Annotated in this window: 16 protein-coding genes; 6 read left to right on the top strand and 10 right to left on the bottom strand. The window is 47.5% G+C overall.

The genetic code is table 11. The features are described 5' to 3' along the window. Positions 1 to 177 precede the first annotated feature (177 nt). Positions 178 to 1,152, top strand: coding sequence for an aldo/keto reductase (locus tag PXY01_RS11705; RefSeq protein ID WP_127570083.1), 975 nt, complete (start codon positions 178 to 180; stop codon positions 1,150 to 1,152). A 216-nt stretch (positions 1,153 to 1,368) separates the two neighbouring features. Next, positions 1,369 to 2,118: a beta-1,6-N-acetylglucosaminyltransferase gene (locus PXY01_RS11700; protein ID WP_127570081.1), complete on the top strand. Its 750-nt coding sequence runs from the start codon at positions 1,369 to 1,371 to the stop codon at positions 2,116 to 2,118. A gap of 208 nt (positions 2,119 to 2,326) precedes the next feature. Here the strand turns inward: PXY01_RS11700 and PXY01_RS11695 are convergent, their stop codons facing one another. The 6 genes from PXY01_RS11695 to PXY01_RS11670 all read right to left on the bottom strand — a co-directional run bounded on the left by PXY01_RS11695 (position 2,327) and on the right by PXY01_RS11670 (position 9,177). Further along, positions 2,327 to 3,445 (bottom strand): HNH endonuclease, encoded by a 1,119-nt coding sequence (locus tag PXY01_RS11695; protein WP_127570079.1) that lies wholly within the window; start codon positions 3,443 to 3,445, stop codon positions 2,327 to 2,329. Positions 3,446 to 3,568: 123 nt separating this feature from the next. Further along, on the bottom strand, positions 3,569 to 4,765 hold the full coding sequence (locus PXY01_RS11690; RefSeq protein WP_164744392.1) for an ABC transporter substrate-binding protein: 1,197 nt from the start codon (positions 4,763 to 4,765) through the stop codon (positions 3,569 to 3,571). Between the two features lie 384 nt (positions 4,766 to 5,149). Next, entirely contained in the window at positions 5,150 to 5,920 is a 771-nt protein-coding gene (locus PXY01_RS23445) for an ATP-binding cassette domain-containing protein (RefSeq protein ID WP_444980859.1), read from the bottom strand. A gap of 1,030 nt (positions 5,921 to 6,950) precedes the next feature. Then, positions 6,951 to 7,355 carry a hypothetical protein gene (locus PXY01_RS11680; RefSeq protein ID WP_127570073.1) on the bottom strand — a complete coding sequence of 135 codons (405 nt, stop codon included), beginning with the start codon at positions 7,353 to 7,355 and terminating at the stop codon, positions 6,951 to 6,953. Between the two features lie 398 nt (positions 7,356 to 7,753). Beyond that, positions 7,754 to 8,260 carry a MauE/DoxX family redox-associated membrane protein gene (locus PXY01_RS11675; RefSeq protein WP_127570071.1) on the bottom strand — a complete coding sequence of 169 codons (507 nt, stop codon included), beginning with the start codon at positions 8,258 to 8,260 and terminating at the stop codon, positions 7,754 to 7,756. 443 nt (positions 8,261 to 8,703) lie between these two features. Then, on the bottom strand, positions 8,704 to 9,177 hold the full coding sequence (locus tag PXY01_RS11670; protein WP_127570069.1) for a hypothetical protein: 474 nt from the start codon (positions 9,175 to 9,177) through the stop codon (positions 8,704 to 8,706). A gap of 261 nt (positions 9,178 to 9,438) precedes the next feature. Here PXY01_RS11670 and PXY01_RS11665 point away from each other — a divergent pair, with 261 nt between their 5' ends. From PXY01_RS11665 to PXY01_RS11650, 4 genes are all read left to right on the top strand, one after another. Further along, positions 9,439 to 9,891: a hypothetical protein gene (locus tag PXY01_RS11665; protein WP_127570067.1), complete on the top strand. Its 453-nt coding sequence runs from the start codon at positions 9,439 to 9,441 to the stop codon at positions 9,889 to 9,891. Then, on the top strand, positions 9,888 to 10,577 hold the full coding sequence (locus tag PXY01_RS11660; RefSeq protein ID WP_127570065.1) for an AIM24 family protein: 690 nt from the start codon (positions 9,888 to 9,890) through the stop codon (positions 10,575 to 10,577). Before PXY01_RS11665 ends, PXY01_RS11660 begins: the two co-directional genes overlap by 4 nt. A 122-nt stretch (positions 10,578 to 10,699) precedes the next feature. Then, positions 10,700 to 11,284, top strand: a complete 585-nt coding sequence (locus tag PXY01_RS11655; protein WP_127570063.1) for a thioredoxin family protein — start codon at positions 10,700 to 10,702, stop codon at positions 11,282 to 11,284. A 246-nt stretch (positions 11,285 to 11,530) separates the two neighbouring features. Beyond that, complete coding sequence (locus tag PXY01_RS11650) at positions 11,531 to 12,292, top strand: SGNH/GDSL hydrolase family protein (RefSeq protein WP_127570061.1); 762 nt, start codon at positions 11,531 to 11,533, stop codon at positions 12,290 to 12,292. Positions 12,293 to 12,385: 93 nt separating this feature from the next. Here the strand turns inward: PXY01_RS11650 and PXY01_RS11645 are convergent, their stop codons facing one another. The 4 genes from PXY01_RS11645 to PXY01_RS11630 all read right to left on the bottom strand — a co-directional run bounded on the left by PXY01_RS11645 (position 12,386) and on the right by PXY01_RS11630 (position 19,613). Then, on the bottom strand, positions 12,386 to 13,699 hold the full coding sequence (locus PXY01_RS11645; RefSeq protein ID WP_127570060.1) for a homocysteine synthase: 1,314 nt from the start codon (positions 13,697 to 13,699) through the stop codon (positions 12,386 to 12,388). A gap of 375 nt (positions 13,700 to 14,074) precedes the next feature. Further along, positions 14,075 to 15,904 carry a UbiD family decarboxylase gene (locus tag PXY01_RS11640; protein ID WP_127570058.1) on the bottom strand — a complete coding sequence of 610 codons (1,830 nt, stop codon included), beginning with the start codon at positions 15,902 to 15,904 and terminating at the stop codon, positions 14,075 to 14,077. Positions 15,905 to 16,122: 218 nt separating this feature from the next. After that, positions 16,123 to 17,835: an ABC transporter ATP-binding protein gene (locus PXY01_RS11635; protein ID WP_127570056.1), complete on the bottom strand. Its 1,713-nt coding sequence runs from the start codon at positions 17,833 to 17,835 to the stop codon at positions 16,123 to 16,125. After that, complete coding sequence (locus tag PXY01_RS11630; RefSeq protein ID WP_127570054.1) at positions 17,832 to 19,613, bottom strand: ABC transporter ATP-binding protein; 1,782 nt, start codon at positions 19,611 to 19,613, stop codon at positions 17,832 to 17,834. The genes PXY01_RS11635 and PXY01_RS11630 overlap by 4 nt, the downstream gene beginning before the upstream one ends. Positions 19,614 to 19,627: the final 14 nt, after the last annotated feature.

Genomic DNA, 19,627 nt, shown 5'->3' with positions numbered 1-19,627 from the left:
GCTCAATGCGCTGGACCTTTTTTCAGAATCGGTTACAAAAGAATGCCGGCCCGTTGTGCACCATGCACCGCAGCACGCCAGCCAATGAGACGATCTTGCACCCTAGTGTGCGACTCGCTATAATGGGACCCGATCCATAGAGCTTAAACCAATCGTCTATTGAGGAGGAGCCATCTTATGCAATACCGTTACCTGGGGAACAGTGGATTGAAATTGTCCGCGCTCGGCCTTGGCACGAATGCCTTCGGCAAGCGGGCAGACGAAGCAGCCTCCAAAGCGATCATTCATCTCGCACTAGACCGCGGCATCAATTTTATTGATACCGCAAATATCTATGCCGCTACCGAATCCGAGCGGATTATCGGCGGAGCGCTGCAAGGACGCAGGCATGAGGCCATTCTCGCCACAAAGGCCGGGCTGCCGTGCGGACCAGGCATTCATGACCGTGGCTCGTCCCGCCATCATCTGATGCGCGAGCTGGAGAGCAGCCTACGTCGCCTTCGAACCGAATACGTCGATCTGTATCAGATTCATACGTTCGATCCTAACACACCGCTTGAAGAAACGCTGCGAACGCTAGACGATATGGTTCGCTCCGGCAAAGTCCGCTACATCGGCGCATCCAACTACGCTGCATGGGAGCTTATGAAGGCGCTCGGTACGAGCGAGCGGCTCGGCCTTAACCGTTACGTCTCAACGCAGACAAGCTATTCGCTTGCCGATCGGACGCCGGAGACCGAGCTTGTCCCGCTGTGCCTCGATCAAGGCGTCGGCATCATCCCTTACTTCCCGCTCGCCGGCGGCATTCTGACCGGCAAGTACGCAGGTATTTCAGCGCTGCCGGCCGGCTCCCGCGCTGACAAAGATCCCGGGTTCGCCAGATTTCTGACCGAGGATCGAATCGCGCTAGGCGAGCGCGTCGCCGCTCTTGCAAGCCAAGCGGGCTGCACCCCAGCGGCGCTATCGCTAAGCTGGCTCATGCAGCGTCCGGCCGTTGCAACCGTCATCGTCGGCGCCACCAGCGCGGAGCAGCTTGAAGCGAATCTCGACAGCGTAGAGCTGCAGCCGGCTGCCGAGCTGATCGACGAGCTCGATACGCTGAGCGCTCCGCTCCGGTATGGCGAACCATTCGCTGTATATCGGTTAAATTAAGGCCGCAACCACCGTAAAGAGGATGTTGCAAATTGTAGACTGAAGACACCATAATGTAATCATTGACTTACATCGATCCTGACTCACCTTAGATCATCGCAATGATACTGTACAGCAAGTGCAGAATCTGAACCGCCGAATATCAATTCATTACATGGAGGGCACACAATTGGCAGGAATAGCATATTGCATCATGAGTCACGGTAATCGGAGCATTTGTCCAGGCTTCTGAAAGCCATTTACAACAAGGATAATCACTATGCCGTGCATGTGGACGCTAAAGCTCCCCAAGATACACATGACCTTGTAAATGTCCTGTCTAAGCAATGCTCAAACCTATACGTTTTGCCACCAATTAACGCTGCGTGGGGCGACTGGTCGTTGGTAGAAATCGAGCTGCAAGCCATAAAACTTTTGCTTGATCTTGATCTACCATGGACGCACTATATTATTTTAAGCGGCCAAGATTTTGCTCTTGCCAATCAACAGACGATAAGGGGCTTCCTTGACCGGAATTTAGATCAAAGTTTTGTAAACTATATCCCTCGATCTATAGGACAAGCATTTAAACACAATCTACTGTACACCGAAAATGACGGCATCGTTACTGCAGTCGCAGAACGAACGGCGCCGTTCCAAGATCTATTTCCTCAGATAACGATATACGAGGGGTCACAGTGGAAAATACTTAATCGCGAGTGCGCGATCTACTCGCTGTATTCAGAGCAGGCTATAGCTTTGCAAGCATTCTATAAAGATTCGTTTGTACCGGATGAATCCTATTTTCAAACCGTTCTTAGCTATTCTTCATTGGCTCCAATGGTCCAAAATAACAACATGCGTTACATGATTATGGAGGATTACACCAATGGACAAGGCGTTATTCGCCCAAGGGTTCTCGTAACGGATGATCTAATCAATATGATGAGTTCAACGGCATTGCCCGTAATTTTGATGCTTCGGTAGATTCTACCGTAATTGATATACTACAGCAGGTAGTTGTTTAATCGATTAAACGGAACTGCCCCTATAACGTGAGACAAATCAAAACACCAACAAGAAATGCCTCCAGATCGTATGATGCGGAGGACAGCTTGGAGGTGTTTTCATTTTGTCCGCAGGCAAAAAACGACGCAGGCCGTTCGCTTCCGCGGCAGTCCTCGTCGTAATGCTTTCATCCATCTATTTCATTCGAAAACGGAAAATGAAGCTTATCCGCCTTAAGCAGATTACATTCGCTGCAAGCGCACACGCAGTTCATCGGCGACGATAGTCCGCCCTTCGACTTCGGTAAGACATGATCGATCGTATCGCCGTATCGGCCGCAATAACGGCAAACATAATTGTCTCGCTGCAAAATAAGAAGTCTGAAATCGCTCTTCGTATACAGCTTATGAATAAGCCTCGGATGAATAATGCCCGCTGCGCCTTCGTTCACCATTCGTACCGCGATATCCTTCTCAATCTCGGTATGCCAGCGCTTGCCCGTTTCGCGGCGTCCCCGCAGCCGAATCATGCCCGTGCCTTTGTCATTTAGCAGCGATGAATCAAATACGAATGGACCCTTAAACGGCATAATCTTCTTATCTGGCGGCCTCACGGCCGCCCGCTTCGGCTCCAACGCTTCCGTATCCTTCTCGACAGCACGCTTTCCTTTGCGGCGCCGTTTTCTTTTGCGCTTGCGCTTAGCCGGCTTCGCTTCATCACCATCCTTGCTGGTTTCCGCTTCCCCGTGCGGGCTTGCCGAATCAATGTCCCCAGATTCGGGTTCTATCGTACCGTCCGCAGCTTTAACGAATTCAGCAGCAGGCTCCGCCTCATCGCCGATCGTTCGACCGGCGTCAGTTCTATCGCCTTCGACCATCAGCTCGCCGCTTTGCGGCGCCTTCTTCGCCTTACCTCCGTGCTTCCGGCGGCGTGTGCGCTTTCGCTTCTTGTGGCGCGGATCGGCATCAGCCTCCTTGGTCACATCACGCAAACGCTGCTTCTCCTCACCGCTTTCCTGCGATGCGGCCTGCTCAATTGCTGCAGGCCATACAGCCTCTTCCCTCTCATCCTTATAAAGCGCTTGCGCTCCTAGACGTTCTTCGCTCTCCTCTTCCCGAGCCGCCGCATCGGCTTTGAGCCGCTTACGCGTTCTTAGGCAGCTGCGGCATATACTGCGCCGCGTCCCGCGCCCGGACCGCTTCGGATACGATTCCGGCGGCTTCTCGACGCTGCAATCGGCGCATTTGATCATATTCATGCCCATTCCCGCTCCGTTCCCCATAATGCTGCCCCGGACATTAACCACACCTAACTTTCCTTCATGTTAACCAAAATCCCCGCATACCGCAAGGAACAGAATACTGTACAACGTTCTTATTAGCGATAAATAAATATGACCGACCGGAACCATTCCGATCGGCCAATATCCCTATTCTGCTTGACTCATCTTAGCTTCTATTTCGAATTCAATGTTTTGAATCGCTTCTTCGAGCGTCATTTGACCCATAATGACATTGTTCATATTAGCGCGGCCCGTCTCATCCAGCTTCTGTATGGCGGACGAAGACAACTGCCGCAAACTGTCGTATAAATGATTGCTAATACGATCGAATGCATAGAAAACGGACGTCTCGTCGTTCTTCCTCTCTTCCGTTAACCGCACAGGCAAATCGTCCGGATTTAATCGCGGAAGCAGTCGGCTGTATTGATCGCCCGTTACATACTCAATAAATTCCCAAGCTTCATCCTGCTGAATAGAATCGGAAGGAATCGAAAATATGTCTGTGAGATATATATTCGTTCCTGTCACGGGGTGCTCCCCGCTTCCCGGCATCGTAACAAGACCCCAATCCAAATCCTTATAACGTTCTTGGTTCGATTTCAACAAGTAGTAAAGATACGAACTGTCCAACGCTAATGCGACATTGCCTTGAAGGAAAGGATAACTTCGCTTCTCGATCGCTCCCCGGTCTGTTGTCGGCATTGAGTCTGTTTGGCTAGGGTCCCAACAAATTCGTTCCTTGAAGCAATCCGCCACTTGTTGAAAAACATGCTTCCATGGTTCAGTACCTAAAGCGAACGTCTTCCCGTTATACAAGGTTAATCCTTTATTTTGACCGATATTAAGCGCCATCATAAACGGATTCTCGACATCGTTACTGTAATATCCGAATACTTCTCCTTCGTTATTACTACCGGCAAATCGCTGCGCCAGTATAAAGAGCTCATCCCACGTTATCCCATTAGTTGGCAGAGGAACACCGTTTTCTTCGAACAGCTTCTTATTGTAGTATAGTCCCGTACCTGTAAATGTAGGTGCCAGTCCAAATATTTCGCCCGCATCATTCTTCAAGAAATCCATTATCCCAGGTGTAATGTCCGAAATGTTATGTCTATTTTTGTTGATATAACTATTCAGCGGCGCTAATTTTTCCTTGCCCGTCAAATAAGTATAATCATTGCTGGACAGCAACACGATATCCGGCTTCTCTTTATCCATCAATTGGTTAAAAGCCTCTATAGGTTCGACCCCGTTCAGAATATAATCCGCAGCAGATATGAATCGAAGATCATAGTTAGGATGCGTAGCTAAAAATACATTGCCGTATTGTTCATTAAATACCATTTCGCTCGTACCCAGTATAGTTAACGTTACCGTCTTGCCCGATTCCTGAGGACGGTTCGAGCAACTAACAAGTATTAAAGAAGTGAGCATTATGATTAAAAGCAGCTTAGTTTTCATATCTTTACAGTACCTCGATCATTGTTATGTTTAAACTTTTCATTAATAAAAGCAAAAAGGAAAGGGAAGGAAAATCCTCCCCTTCCTATTAATTAACAGCATGAAACATATTCCGAATCGACATATACGCTACAATGGGAACAGTATCCATCACATGGCTTCATTTGTCCGAATACAGAACAGGTAACCGTCACAACGACAGGCGAACAAGTATATCTATGCTTGTATTTTATTTTTTTGTCCCCGCATGGATTACTCGTGCATTCTTCAATAGTTCCGCACATAAATATCACCTCCTTTCAAATAATGATCAGCCTGCGCTTTAAACATTCTAGAATACCTTCCATTTAATGCGATCAATTGTTCATGACTCCCCATTTCGACGATTTCACCATCATGAAGCACAATAATTTTATCGACATCAGTACAAATCGCTAGACGGTGCGTAATTATGAGCGCCATCTTATCTTTGCAATACTTAACAATACTATTAAGAAGCTCTGCTTCTGAAATTGGATCAATTGCTGCCGTCGGTTCATCCAGTACAACCAATTCAGCTTGTTTAAATAAAGCTCTTGCAAACGCAATTTTTTGCCACTGCCCACCTGATAACTCCGTTCCGTTATTAAGGGATGGTCCTAATTTGGTTAACTCCTGATCCGGAAACGACTGCATGAGATCTATCAGATGAGATTGTTCAACTACTCGGTTAAATATGTCCGAATCCTCTCCCGAGGGATGGGACAATGTAATATTTTCCTTAATGGTCAGTTCATATTTTGCAAAATCTTGAAACATTACTGTAATTCTTTTGAACACTTCTGACTTTGGCAACCTTCTAATATCTATCTTGTTGTAACTAACATAGCCAGCCGATGGAGTAAATAGTCCGGTCAAACATTTGGCTAACGTGCTCTTTCCGGAGCCATTATCGCCGACAACAGCCACAGTCTCCCCGGGCTTGATGGAGAACGAAATTTTTTTTAGTACATCGAAGGTACCGTTGGGATATCTGAAACTCACATTGTTAAATTGAATCCCTTCCGCGTATACAGGCTTCTCGTCCATCGTTGTAGCAGCTGGTTGCTCCGTCTCGAGTCGATTAAAATCAACGTATTCTTGCATTACCAAACTATAATTTCCAATAGTCTCAAAATTACGAGCAATTAATTCCAAATTACTAATACAGACGGCCAGCAGTGAAGAATATGCGACAAACTCCCCCGCAGATATATACTTCTGCGCAACAAACCATAATATGACTAATACATAAATAAAATTAATAACTTGATTAAGAAGTGTTATAGAGCCTCTCTTTTTAATTGCTGTTTTTTCAAGTTGATACTGTTCATTTGACGTTTGCCAGAGGAAAGATTTCCACAGCTCTATCAAGTACTTTCCATGACCAAAAATTTTTATCTCTTTTTGCACGATCCGATTGCTAAACAAACCAAGAAGATAATTACTTCTCCTTAAATTATGCGTTTGCCAAAATGCTTGAGAATATTGCGCCTTGGATATCGATAAACTTGAAAATAACGACGGTACTAATAACACAATTAATATGAATACGAGAGACCAGTGTAGCTTAAATAGAAGAAAAGAATATCCAACTAATGTAATGGAATATTTGACGATATCAATTATCATAATCAGAACAGTAATCGCCTTGTTTCCCATACCATTGGAAACTCTATCTATTAAATTGTAGTTGTCGGTTTTCTCAAAAAATATTAATGGAAGCTCCATTAATTTATTGATAATGGAATGATCGAATGTATAAGTAGCCGTTTGTATTAATTTGGTTTTGACAAGCGATTTATAACTGGCAATTATATAACTTGTCATATGAATAACTAATTGAACGGAAGCCGTAATTAAAGTTTGAGATATCGAAACATCACCATAAAGTGTCTCTACGATCCCATCGATTAGACTTTGGATAATATAAACTTGGATGATAGGAATAACGGCCTCTACTAAAGAAAGAAGGATGAAAATTAATGTATTTAGTTTCTGGTTCTTTACTGCTATCGTGAATAGGTTCGAATAAAGCGAGAGATTTATTTTACGAACCATCTTGCCGACCTCTTAAATGAACATACAAAGGATACTCAGCGATAACTGATTGATCGACCATCAATTTATAAAAGTAGGTACCCTCCTCTGTAACGGCATACCGCATTTGAACTCGGGCTTCCATGCCAGGAACAGCGACTTGGCTCCGATAGTTCCTTATCTCTAGAATCGGACTATTAACGATCAGTATACCGTCTGGAGCATATACATGAATGCTTCCCGTATTGTTGTAATTCATGTCCGAGAACATAAATTTTATTAGAATGTCCGTAATCATCGCTGTTGGAAACATGGTCACTGCAATGCCATTCAGGACATTTCTTACAGAATGGCATCTGTTTTCGGGATCGAAAGTTATTTCTTCCGCGACAAGCAAACTGGCTTTAATACTCACATTAATGCTCCTTAGCTAACATGGATATTGTGTGACTCGTTATTTGAATTGGTTTGTTAAACCTACGGTACATCAATCTCATAAATCCTGAAGTCTGTACGAGATCAGGATCTAGTATATGTATCCGTTCATTTCTCCACGCTTTAGTTTTGACTTTCATAAGCCACGGTTTTGCAATCAATATAATTCTCAAGAAAGGTACTTCATGTACTGACAAAATCTCATCTACTTTTTTAAAGAGCGGCGTTTTGTAATCTATAATGAGCAAGGCTGCTGACGGATCTTCGCCATTCAACTTATGAAACAACTCCAGTTCCATTGATCTAGTTTTAATGTATATATAAATTCTGAGTATCATCATTACGATTATTAAAGCTGCTAACGCAACTATCCCATAGCTATAAATGGTCATGAATTTTTCTCACCGTCTTAAACGCGATAACCGCTTCGCGTATATTCATCGCCAAGAAGGTAACGACTGCCGACAAAAACAAGAGGATTCCGGCTTCGATTGTAACCTTATAATTGATAGCAAGATTAGTACCAGTAAGCAGGATAAGGATAGAGTTTCTATAAATAGGAAATTTATTTAATGGATTTCCATGACCAAAGCATGTGCATTCCGCGGTTCCTGTCACTCTTTTCTTAAAGAAAATAAACAATATGAAAAACAACAGCAAGAATATGGTAGCGACTTCCCTCCAATAATAAAAAAAGTCCAGCAAATAACTTGATGCGATTACCATTTCCACGCCAATGACTAAGAGAACTCCGACCTTTAATAAGGGTGCCGGCAAGATCAGTCTTAAATCATTTTCAATCTCATTCGAAGATTTTATTTTGGAATATGAAGATAAAGAAAAAACCAGCCCGATCAGCACTTTAATAAAGACGGATATAAGCATAAATCATCCAATCTCCTGTAATAAGGCGATCATGTCAGAAATACTAGGCGTAAATTTATTGCTTTCTACGTCCCCGTTTTCATCGACAACCAAGCACGCTGGGGTGTGATTAATATGTACGCGGTCCAAAGGCAGTTTGTATGAATAAATAGGGAACGTATAGTTATATTCAACTGCTACATTTTGATTGTCGTTATCATCCCCATCTGTAATAAGTCTGAATCGATTGAACCGATTAAGCTCGGAGAGTGATGGAATCAATTCGATGCAATGACCGCAGCTAAATGAAATTACAGCATAAACTGTCCTCTTGCCCGTATCGGAAAATGGAATATTAAACGTTTCCTGAATATTCATTCTTGATTTCGCGGATTGTACTATTTTCTTCTCTAGCTCTTTTAAATATATCACTCAGACTAACCATCATTACCCTCCATTCAATATTAGATGAGCTTTCTAAGAGGTAACTTCAGCATTTCAAAAACAAACTCTGCTCCACAAGGCTCGGTGCGTAGCACTTGACCTTGTTCGTTCAACGTAAATCCCAACGGAAATGAATATACTTTTAACTTTTCATTCATAACAGATTTAGAAATACGAAATACTGGAATTTGATTCTTGAAGTGTTCTTCTAATAGAATAAATAATTCATCCGTCGTATGAATAAATCCTACAAGGTTAACCTCAGGGTTTTTGGATGAAAACGCCAGCATTGCTTCCATTGCCGATTCACAAGAGGAGCATTCGGTACTTAAGCACGCTACCATCAAATGCTTCCGCTTAATTAGATCATACATATAAAGTTGATTAGTACTGTCTATCAAAAAATTTGGAATTATATCACCTATCTCGATCAAATACTGTTTTTTTTCTTTCAAATATTTATGATGCGGTTGAATTGATTTCAGACACTCCATCCCCCGTATTCAAAAAAATTGAAAATTGTAACTTTTTATACAATAACTTTCCGTTGATGAGAAATATACCAAAACATCCCTCCTTAATGAAAGGGACTTTTTTACCTTTTTTTGTTCTTTGTAAAAAATCTCATTTTCATAAATAGCTGCTGCATTAAGCTGGATTCTATTCAACCTGGTAATATTAAAGCTGAAACTTTTCTCCCATTTCGCGGTATTATAGAAGTATCCTATTTCATTAACAGGACAGGAGGTTGTCCTATGCGTACCCTTATACGCACGACAGGAATTATCGGCCTATTGGTCATAATCGCTTATACACTTGCAACGGAGTCCGCTCAAGCCAGCTTCTTCAGCAAAGTCCAAGATATTTACGAGGCACCGGACAAAATTAATGAAATCGAGCAGAAATATAAAGAAGCAAATGAAGAGCTAGCGAATCAGCTTGAGCAATCGCAGCAGGCGACGGAGGAGTTAGCCCGGAAGCAAGAGGAACTGATGGCACAAAATCAACAATTAATGGAACAGAATGCTGCGCTGCAAGCACAGATCGAGCAAGCCGAGCATAAGAAGGAAACGTTTCAGCATAAGGTGTATACGGCCGGAGCGATCTTAGCCGGATTGTTCGCTGCTTACTTCTTGGCGATTCGGATATGGCGGTATGTATCGTGGCGCCGGCATAAATTGTACCGCGAAGGCGGGATTAACGGATGAAGGTCGTTACACCCGAACGGCTTGGTCATGTGCATGTGTCGCTTGAAGAAACGGACAAGCTGCATCTGCTTCACCCAAAGTCTGTCATCGCTTTTCAAGGCCTGCCTCATCACCGGGAGGACCGCATCATGAATTTGGCCGGTATGTATCGCAAACGCAAAATGATCCGATCGTTGTTCCAAGGACCGTCCGAGCTCGTCGTCGGCCTGCCGCCTAGCTGTTCGTTGGAAACGGTCGAGATCGACGAGAAGAGCAATCTGTTATTCGACCTGCGGAACGTGATGTTTTTCACAGATGGCATCCAAATGAAATCGATCGTTCAGAAGCTGAAAAATGCCTGGATTACAAAAGAGCTGACACGCATGCGCTTCACAGGACCGGGAACGCTCGGCGTCATTACAGCTGGTGATCTGATGACGCTGCAGCTTCAACCGGACAAGCCGCTGTTCGTGGAGGCAGACGCGCTTGTTGCTTACCCGGGCACGGCTGCTATCCGGTTGTCCGTGTATGGCAACCAATTAGCCAGCCAGCATATGAATGTGCAATGGGAGCTGAGCGGGAGCGGCCCCGTTCTTATTCAGACAGGCTCGCGCGACGCAGAACTGGAAGCTCAGCTTCAAGACGGCGGCATCATTAAGCGCATTCTTCGCGAGGTACTTCCGTTCGGCAGCGTCTATATTAAATAATGCTGTTAAGCGAATAGCAGTTACGAAGTCGTTCGAGACGAGAAATGGAGAAAATAATCAAATCCGTACATTGTGCTGCACTTCATTCACTCCGTATACTTACGATAAAGGAGGGAATTCAAATGTCATTCACACTTCAGATTGGTCAGCACGCGCCGGACTTCTCGCTACCGGCAACGGATGGCCGTACTTATACGCTCGCCGATTTCGCTGACGCCAAGACGCTAGTCATCTTTTTTACATGTAATCATTGCCCTTATGTTGTCGGCTCAGACGAAATTACACGCCAGACGGCGATCAAGTTCGCAGACCGCGGCGTTAAGTTCGTTGGTATTAACAGTAACAGTGTAAGCACCAAGCCTCTTGATTCGTTCGAGCATATGGTGGAGAGAATGGATGAGCATCGCTTCCCATGGACATACTTGCGGGATGAGTCGCAAGAGATTGCGAAGGCTTACGGCGCGCTTCGGACGCCGCACTTCTATGTCTTCGACCAGGACCGGAAGCTCGTCTATACGGGACGCGGGATTGATAATCCAAGAGAATCTGACAAAATGACGGTGAACGACCTCGACAACGCGCTGACCGAGCATACGAACGGCTTACCGATTACGGTACCGCTGACGAACCCGATCGGCTGTAATGTCAAATGGGACGGCCAAGACGAGCATTGGATGCCGGTCGAGGCTTGCGATTTAGTTCTGTAGGTTTGTAGATTCGTATGAAATACGATGGGATATTCCTCCTCCGGGCTTGTACCGGTCGAGGAATATCTTTTTTTATTGACCCCTGTGAAGGCAGCTATGCCAGTTATAAACGTGACAAGCTTTCACTTACTATTAAATAAATTTTTGTTAAGAATATCCTTTGGCGACAATGTTCGACGGACTTTTTATCCCTCTAGCTTAATAATAAAAGCCGTAAAAATATTATTATAGATAGGGGAAATTAAGATGAAAAAGTTATTCAGCTCCTTTTTCGCAGCTTTACTTGTAACCGCTTTCTTCTTCTCCTCCTTCGCTGCTGCACTCGATGTCCAAGCTCAAGCTTCATCACCCCAGAAGTCCTATGTCGCGCTTGGTGACTCTATCTCGTATGGGTACAATCTGGGCCCTAATAACGACAAGCCATCCTTACTCGCTTTTCCATACCTGCTCGGCGGATCCGCTAATCTGAAGGTAACGAACTTCGGGGTTCCAGGAATGACCTCTGGAGAGCTGCTAACCGCTTTACAGACAGACTCGAAATATATTTCTTCACTGCAGAAAGCTGACTACGTGACGATGAATATCGGCAACAATGACCTGCTTGGCGCACTCAGCGCCGCTAAGGAAGCCGACGGCACCGTTGATCCGGTGAAGCTGCAGCAAGCGCTTGGCACGGTACTCCCAACGATGATCAGCAATATTAAGAACTCCATACTTGAAGTGCGCAAATATACGAATGCTCCGATTGCGGTCTACAATATTTACAATCCTGCACAAGTGTCAGATCCGATGCACACTCAATTTACGACTCTCCTGACGACGGTGGTCAATCCTAATATTGCTACACTGGTCAGCGCATTAGCGCCATACAATGTTACACTGGCTAATGCATACAACGCGTTCGGCGAGAACCAAAAGCTATTCGTCAGACCAAATGATATTCACCCGACCGTGCTTGGGCACATCATACTCGCGTCAATCGGCTTCTCGGCGCTGCACTTGAACTGAACCCCCTAGTAAAAAAAAGGGATATCTGATACCGCAGCATTAGCTGCGTATCGGATATCCCTTTGCTCGCTTTATATTAATGATAATAATGAATTATTCCGGTTGACCAGAAGTCGATACAGCCGCACGGATCGCTTGGTCAAGATCCTCGATAATATCCTCGATCGCCTCCGTACCGATTGAGAGACGAATGAGGCCCGGTGTTACGCCAGCTGCCGCTTGCTCCTGCTCAGTCAATTGCTGGTGCGTCGTGCTGGCTGGATGAATGATGAGCGACTTCGAATCGCCGACGTTCGCCAGATGCGAGAACAGCTTTACGGAGTTGATCAGCTTACGTCCCGCTTCAAGGCCGCCGCGAATACCGAAGGTCAGAATCGCGCCTTGACCGCGAGGCAAATATTTCTGCGCCAGCTCATAGGAAGGATGGCTCGGCAGCCCCGAGTAGCTCACCCATTCTACAGACTCATGCGACTCCAGGAACTGCGCAACCGCCAGCGCGTTAGAACTGTGGCGCTCCATACGTAGATGCAGCGTCTCAAGACCTTGCAGCAGCAGGAACGAGTTGAACGGTGAAAGCGAAGCGCCGAGGTCGCGCAGCAGTTGGACGCGCGCCTTAATAATGTAAGCAATCGGTCCGACCGCTTCTGTATAGACGACGCCATGATAGCTAGGATCTGGCTCCGTCAGGCCTGGGAATTTACCGCTTGCCGCCCAGTCGAACTTGCCGCCGTCGACAATAATGCCGCCAATCGAGGTGCCGTGACCTCCGATAAACTTCGTTGCGGAGTGAACGACAATATCGGCGCCGTGCTCAATAGGACGAAGCAAATACGGGCTTGGGAACGTATTGTCCACAATAAGCGGAATGCCGTTGTCATGAGCAATAGCGGCTACTGCCTCGATATCCAGCACATCCCCTTTCGGGTTGCCGATTGATTCTGCGAAGATCGCTTTCGTCTTCGGCGTAATGGCAGCACGGAAATTTTCAGGATTGGACGGATCGACGAATTTCACCGTAATGCCGAGCTTCGGCAGCGTCATCGAGAACAAGTTATACGTTCCGCCATATAAGCTTGCGGAAGATACGATCTCGTCGCCGGCGCCGGCAATGTTGAAGATCGAGTAGCTGATCGCTGCTTGACCGGATGCTACCGCAAGTGCAGCTGCGCCTCCTTCCAGCTCCGCTACCCTCTTCTCGAACACGTCGCTCGTCGGATTCATAATACGCGTATAAATATTGCCAAATTCCTTCAGCCCAAACAAGTTAGCCGCATGCTCCGTATCACGAAAGCCGTAGGAAGTTGTTTGATAAATCGGAACTGCGCGTGATAGCGTCGTTGGATCAATCTCTTGGCCGGCATGTACCGCCTGCGTCTCGGGGCGCCACTTCTTCTGCTCATTAGACATGCAAAAACATCCTCCTAAAAGTATGAAATTCGGTATTAGAGCTTGCAAGCCGCCGCCGCATAAACCAAAAAAGACGAAATCAGTGCATGCCGATAACGGCTATTCATCGATTTCGTCTCCAGTGTGTCCGGTCAACGAGATATACATTTTACTCCGGGCTAGAACGGCAGCTTAGCCTACTCACATTGTCTGTAAAAGCAACAAGAATGTCAAGCGTTGGAATTTTGTTTTTGACAATAACCGCTTTTGCGATTTCCTGTAATCTATTCACAGGCAGCGGTCATTGTGACATATTATTCCGAATAACCCGATTGGATTCCTTGCAGCAGAGCGTCCCTCCGCCTCCCCCGATGCCGCGACGAAACGACCGCAGCCTTATAGCAACCCGCCAAGCTCAGCTCCCTTAACGAACAGCCGCTCGATCCGCTTCTCGACAGCCGGATCGGCAACGAGAGGCGGCGCTTGATGTGGCTTGACGCGCGCATCAATAATGACATTGTCGCAGCCCCAATGTTTAAAATCATAGCTGGAGTTCACGCCGTAAATATCGTGTGAAGGATTACTTCTAGTGAACGTCGCCCAAAAGAAGTTGCTTAATGTCTCGCTTACAAAGGTGCTGTCATCGCATACGATGATGATCGGGCAGGAAGATAGCGGCCCTGCAGCTGCCAACGCCTCGCTAAAGCCGCGCATTTGCTGCTCCGCGGACGCATAATCGGTGAAAGCGGCTGACTGGACGGATACGATGCCCGGCATGACGAGCCTCGCATTGTCGAAGCCGCGGATGCTCGTAAGCACATCCGGTACCTCCTTGCACAGCTCCCGCTTCTGATCTCCATATGCCGCGAAGACGACCTTGCTGCCGCTATTAAGTCCTGTACCAGAATAATCGAGCGTATCAATCGTCGTATTCGTCTGGAAATGTATATCCCGTCGCAGATCGATTCTTTCTAATATATAGGTCAAGAAATCGACCTCATCATGCGTGCTGAGCGGTCGCTCATTCTCCGCCGTAATAAACAAATATTTCGCCAAGCTCAGCTGACCCGTTCCGAGAATACGATTCGCAATCGTGAGCAGCTCCATCGGCTGCTTCGCTGGGCTGTAAGGCGTATACCGCTCGCTGCCGATAGCGAACAGAAGTGGGTGGACGCCTGCGGCATCTACTGCATGCACTTCTTTAACGCCCGGAATTTCCTGCTTCACCGCATCACCGGTAAGCTCATGGATCAGCTCTCCGAACGAGGTGTCCTCCTGCGGAGGACGACCGACGACCGTAAATGGCCAGATCGCGTTCTGCCGCGCATACACTTTGTGCACTCTCATTACAGGAAATTCATGTGTCAGACTGTAATAACCTAGATGATCGCCGAACGGTCCTTCCGGCTTCGTCTCACCGGGATAAATTTCACCGGTAATGACGAAGTCAGCGTCGTGGCTAATACAATAGCCGTCGATATAGCTATAGCGGAACCTACGCCCCGCAAGCAGCCCCGCGAAGGTCATCTCGCTTAACCCCTCAGGCAGCGGCATGACCGCTGACAACGTATGAGCGGGTGGACCGCCTACGAATATGCTTACCTTCAATGGCTCGCCCTTACGGGCCGCCTTCTCCTGATGGACGCCGATTCCCCGATGGATTTGGTAATGCAGACCAATCTCCCGATCCGTCATATAATCGTTACCGGTAAGCTGTACGCGATACATGCCGAGATTAGAGTTCATAATGCCCGGCTTAGCCGGGTCCTCCGAATATACCTGCGGCAGCGTGACGAATGCTCCTCCATCCATCGGCCAGTGCTTAATAAGCGGCAAATCTGAAATTTGAATTTCCTGCGCCGTCACCGGCGCTTTGCCAGATCGTTTTGCCGGCAGCGCTTTCCAAGCGGCCATACCTGTGCCAACATGCTTGAAAGGATTACGAAGCGCCTGCATCGGGTCGTTGCGAAGCGCGATAACGTTCTGCGCCGCCTCCCAAGTCTGGCGAAAAATAAACTTGCTTCGTTCAATCGTACCGAACAGATTCGATACCGCGCGAAACCTCGAGCCTTTCACATTCTCGAACAATAAGGCAGGGCCTCCCGCTTCATACACTTTCAAATGAATCGCGGCCATCTCCAGGTGCGGATCGACCTCTTCGCGAATACGCACAAGATGACCATGCTTCTCCAAATCCGTAATACAATGCTCCAGACTGCGATACATGTTGAATGCTCCATTCTATCGATCATATGCTAGCGCCTAACGTTCATTCTCGATCTTCTAACAGACGCATGTCTATAGAATCAAGGTATTACGAATTAGCAACTGTGTCAAACCACTTACTGCTCCTGCAGTGTATTTTGTGCTTGCTCTTCACTCATGCTGCGCTAGCCGCATAATGACAAATCCCTCTATTCATTGAACAAAGGGATTCATTATCTTTACTGCTTCGCCGTGAGCAGCTCACGATATACGCCGCCGGGACGTGCAAGCAGTTCCGTATGCGTGCCGTAATCGACCACACGACCGCTGTCAACGACATAGATACGGTCGGCGTTCTCGATTGTCGACAGTCGATGCGCAATCATAATCGTCGTCAGCCCTTCTCTGCGCTTATCAAGCGCGGCAAGCAGTCTTCGTTCCGTCTCAAGATCAAGCGCTGAGGTCGCCTCATCGAGCACAAGAATCGACGGATCGCCAAGGATGGCTCGCGCAATCGCGAGCCGCTGGCGTTGTCCGCCCGATAGCTTAATGCCGCGCTCACCGACCTGCGTGTCGTATCCCTCTGGCAGCTCTTCGATGAAGCTGTCGATCTGAGCGATCCGGCAGGCTTCCACCATATCCTCCTCTGACAAGCCCTCTCGTCCTAGCAGCAGATTGGCGCGTATCGTATCCGGAAACATATAAGGGTCTTGGAACACGATCGCCACCCCATCCGTCCACTGCTGACGATCCAGCTCATGAATCGGAATACCATTCAGCGTGACCCTCCCCTGTGTCGGCTCGTAGAACCGGATAAGCAGCTGCGCTATCGTCGACTTGCCGCTGCCGGAAGAACCGACGAAGGCGAGCTTCCGCCCAGCCGGAAGCTCCGCATTGAACGACCTAAGTACATCCGGCAGCTCTTCGGAATAGCGGAACTGAACATTGTCGAAGCGAAGCAGCTGCGGCTGCTCGTTCAGCCTCATTGTGACGCGGTCATGCTGCTCCATTGTAATAATACTGTTCACCCGCTCCATATAAGCGATCTGACTGGAGAAGCCCATGAAAAATTGAAAAACATTGTAGCATGAGTCAGACATTTGCGTAGCAAACTGAAAGACGACCACGAAGGTACCAATCGACATTCGACCGTGCATCAGCTCATAGCCGCCGTAACCAAGCACAATGAGACCGATGCCCCATTTCATCGGATCGCTCCAACGCATCTGTCGGTTAATGAGCTTTCCTTCCTCCAGATACTGCTCGAAGAAACGGTCAAATAGCTTATTGTACAGCTTCTCCTCCCACTTCAGCCGGTGAAAAGCAACCACCTCGCGAGTTGAAGCGACGCCTTCCTCGATTTGAATAAGCAGCGCAGTCCGCCGCTCAGATACCTTCTTCGCCGCTTCCTTCAATCTCGGTGAGAAATAGTGGCCTGCCGCCAAGTAGAAGCCGCACATGATAAGCACCATAAGCAGCAGTACCGGGCTTGCAAAGCCAATAATTCCGATTAATATGAACAAGTTCAATATTTCCTGCCCGCCCCTTGGCAGCTGCCAACCGAGAAAGCTGGCCGCCTGGAACAAATCCTGCGTCATCGTATATACATACTTGCCGTTACGGTCTTTGCCGAACCGCTCAACCGGCACGTTCTCCATAGCTCCAAGCATGGTGCGCAGCAGCGAATGGCTGATCGCGAATTCGTTCGATACGAGATAACGACTCGTCATCGTGAACATCAGCGCATGCACCAGCCCGGCACAAGCGAATACGGCAATGATGCCAGGAAGCAAGCTATAATGGCCGCTAGTGAACACGTCGTCGATTAATATCTTCTGCACATATACGATGGAGTAATTCGCCAACGATTCCAGCACAAGAAACAGCAGCACAAGCAAGTAGTTCCGTCTCACCATCAGCAAGTTGCGAGCTATAAATGGCCAAACCTTCATTCGGCCCTCACCTCTTCTCTGACTTCCTCACCTGTCTGCCCAAGCTCCAACGCATACAGCAGTCCTCTTCGCGCCATCAGCTCCTCGTAGCTGCCGACTTCTGCTGCGCGCCCCTCATGCAAGTAAACGATCCGGTCAAAATGCTTCACCGTCGACAGCCGATGCGCAATCGCAATCGTCGTCCTGCCAACCAACAAACGATCGAGCGCCTGCTGGACCTCCCGCTCGCTGACGTTATCAAGCGATGAGGTCGCTTCATCAAGCAGGATGACGACCGGCTGCTTGATGAACATTCGGGCAATCGCAATCCGCTGCTTCTGACCGCCAGACAGCTTAATGCCGCGTTCTCCGACTTCTGTCTCATAACCTTCCGGCAGCTCCATAATAAAGTCATGCGCATAAGCAGCCTTCGCTGCCGCTATCACTTCCTCGTCTGTTGCATCCGGCTTGCCGAATCGGATATTATCCTTCACAGACGACCCGAATAAATACGTCTCCTGGAATACGTAACCAATCGAATTGCGAAGCCGTTCAAGTGACATGGAATGCAGCGGGATACCATCGAGCCTCACTGTGCCGCTTGTCGGATCGTAGAATCGTCCGACTAATTTGAACAACGTTGTCTTCCCGCCTCCGCTTGGACCGACGAATGCGATCTTCTCACCAGGTTGAATATTAAGATCAAAGCCTCGAATAACCGGCGGCTGCCCGGGATAACCGAACTCGACCCCCTCGAACGTTAGACTTCCTAACAATTGTGCAGGTTCGATCGGATCGTCCGGATCTTCGATCTCGATCGGTTTATGCATAAACTTATACAGCGGAGCGGTCTGATGAATGATGAGACGCTGCTCTGTCAATTGTGTAACAAGAAGCGTTAGCTTGAACATCGTCGACATGTACAACAGCGTGAAGGCAACGAAGCCGCCAAGCGTCACGTAGTTATGCTTTAGCATGTAATAGCCGATTAGAAACACAGCTATCGCTCCTACATAGAACGTGAAGCGGCGAAAGCTGCCGCGGGCGAAGCCGAATGTCGCCGCAAGCAAATAGTCGCGCGACCATGCCTTATGCTCTGCGTAAGTACGCTCATGATACCAGCGCTGCGCCCCGAACGCTCGAAACTCACGAAAGCCCGAAACACTCTCATATATTTTCTGATTGAAGGCTATTCGCCCTTGACCCGATAGATTGCCATAGTGCGCCGCCTTCCGTTCGAAATAAGGGCCAAATAAGTAGTATAGTCCGAACGTCGGCACCATAATGAGTGTTAGCCAACCGTTAATACCGACTAACAGCGAGACCGCGGCAACGACGTACAACATATTATCCACAATACTAGGTAAATACTGGTTGTAAATGCGCTGGACAGCTACAACCTCGGAGTTGAACATCGACAGCGTCTCTCCTGCCGGATGCCGTTCATAGTGTGCAAAACCAAGCTTACGAAGATGGTTGAATATATCGCGCTGAATGTCGCGTGAAGCGAATGCTCCGATTGCCCTCTGCAGCAGGTTACGTGCATTCTTGGCGATAAGCATGAGCAGGTTAACGGCAACGAGCAGGCTAAGTAAGCCGTAGAAGGCTTGGAAATTACCTTCCTTCACCGTATGATCAATAATATATTGGATGACCTTCGGCGTCAGCATTTCACCCGCTACTCCCAACACACTGCATACCATTAGAAGTGTTATCTGCTTCTTATAGGGCAGCAGAAACGCCAGCGCCCATCGATACGATTTCACGGTTATATTGGATTCTAATGCGGGTCGATTCATCACTGCCCCCTGAA

Origin of the sequence: Paenibacillus xylaniclasticus, from assembly GCF_004001065.1 — a bacterium.
Taxonomy (GTDB): domain Bacteria; phylum Bacillota; class Bacilli; order Paenibacillales; family Paenibacillaceae; genus Paenibacillus_T; species Paenibacillus_T xylaniclasticus.
Note: the sequence above shows the minus strand (reverse complement) of the source record. Positions and strands in the feature narration are given on the sequence as shown.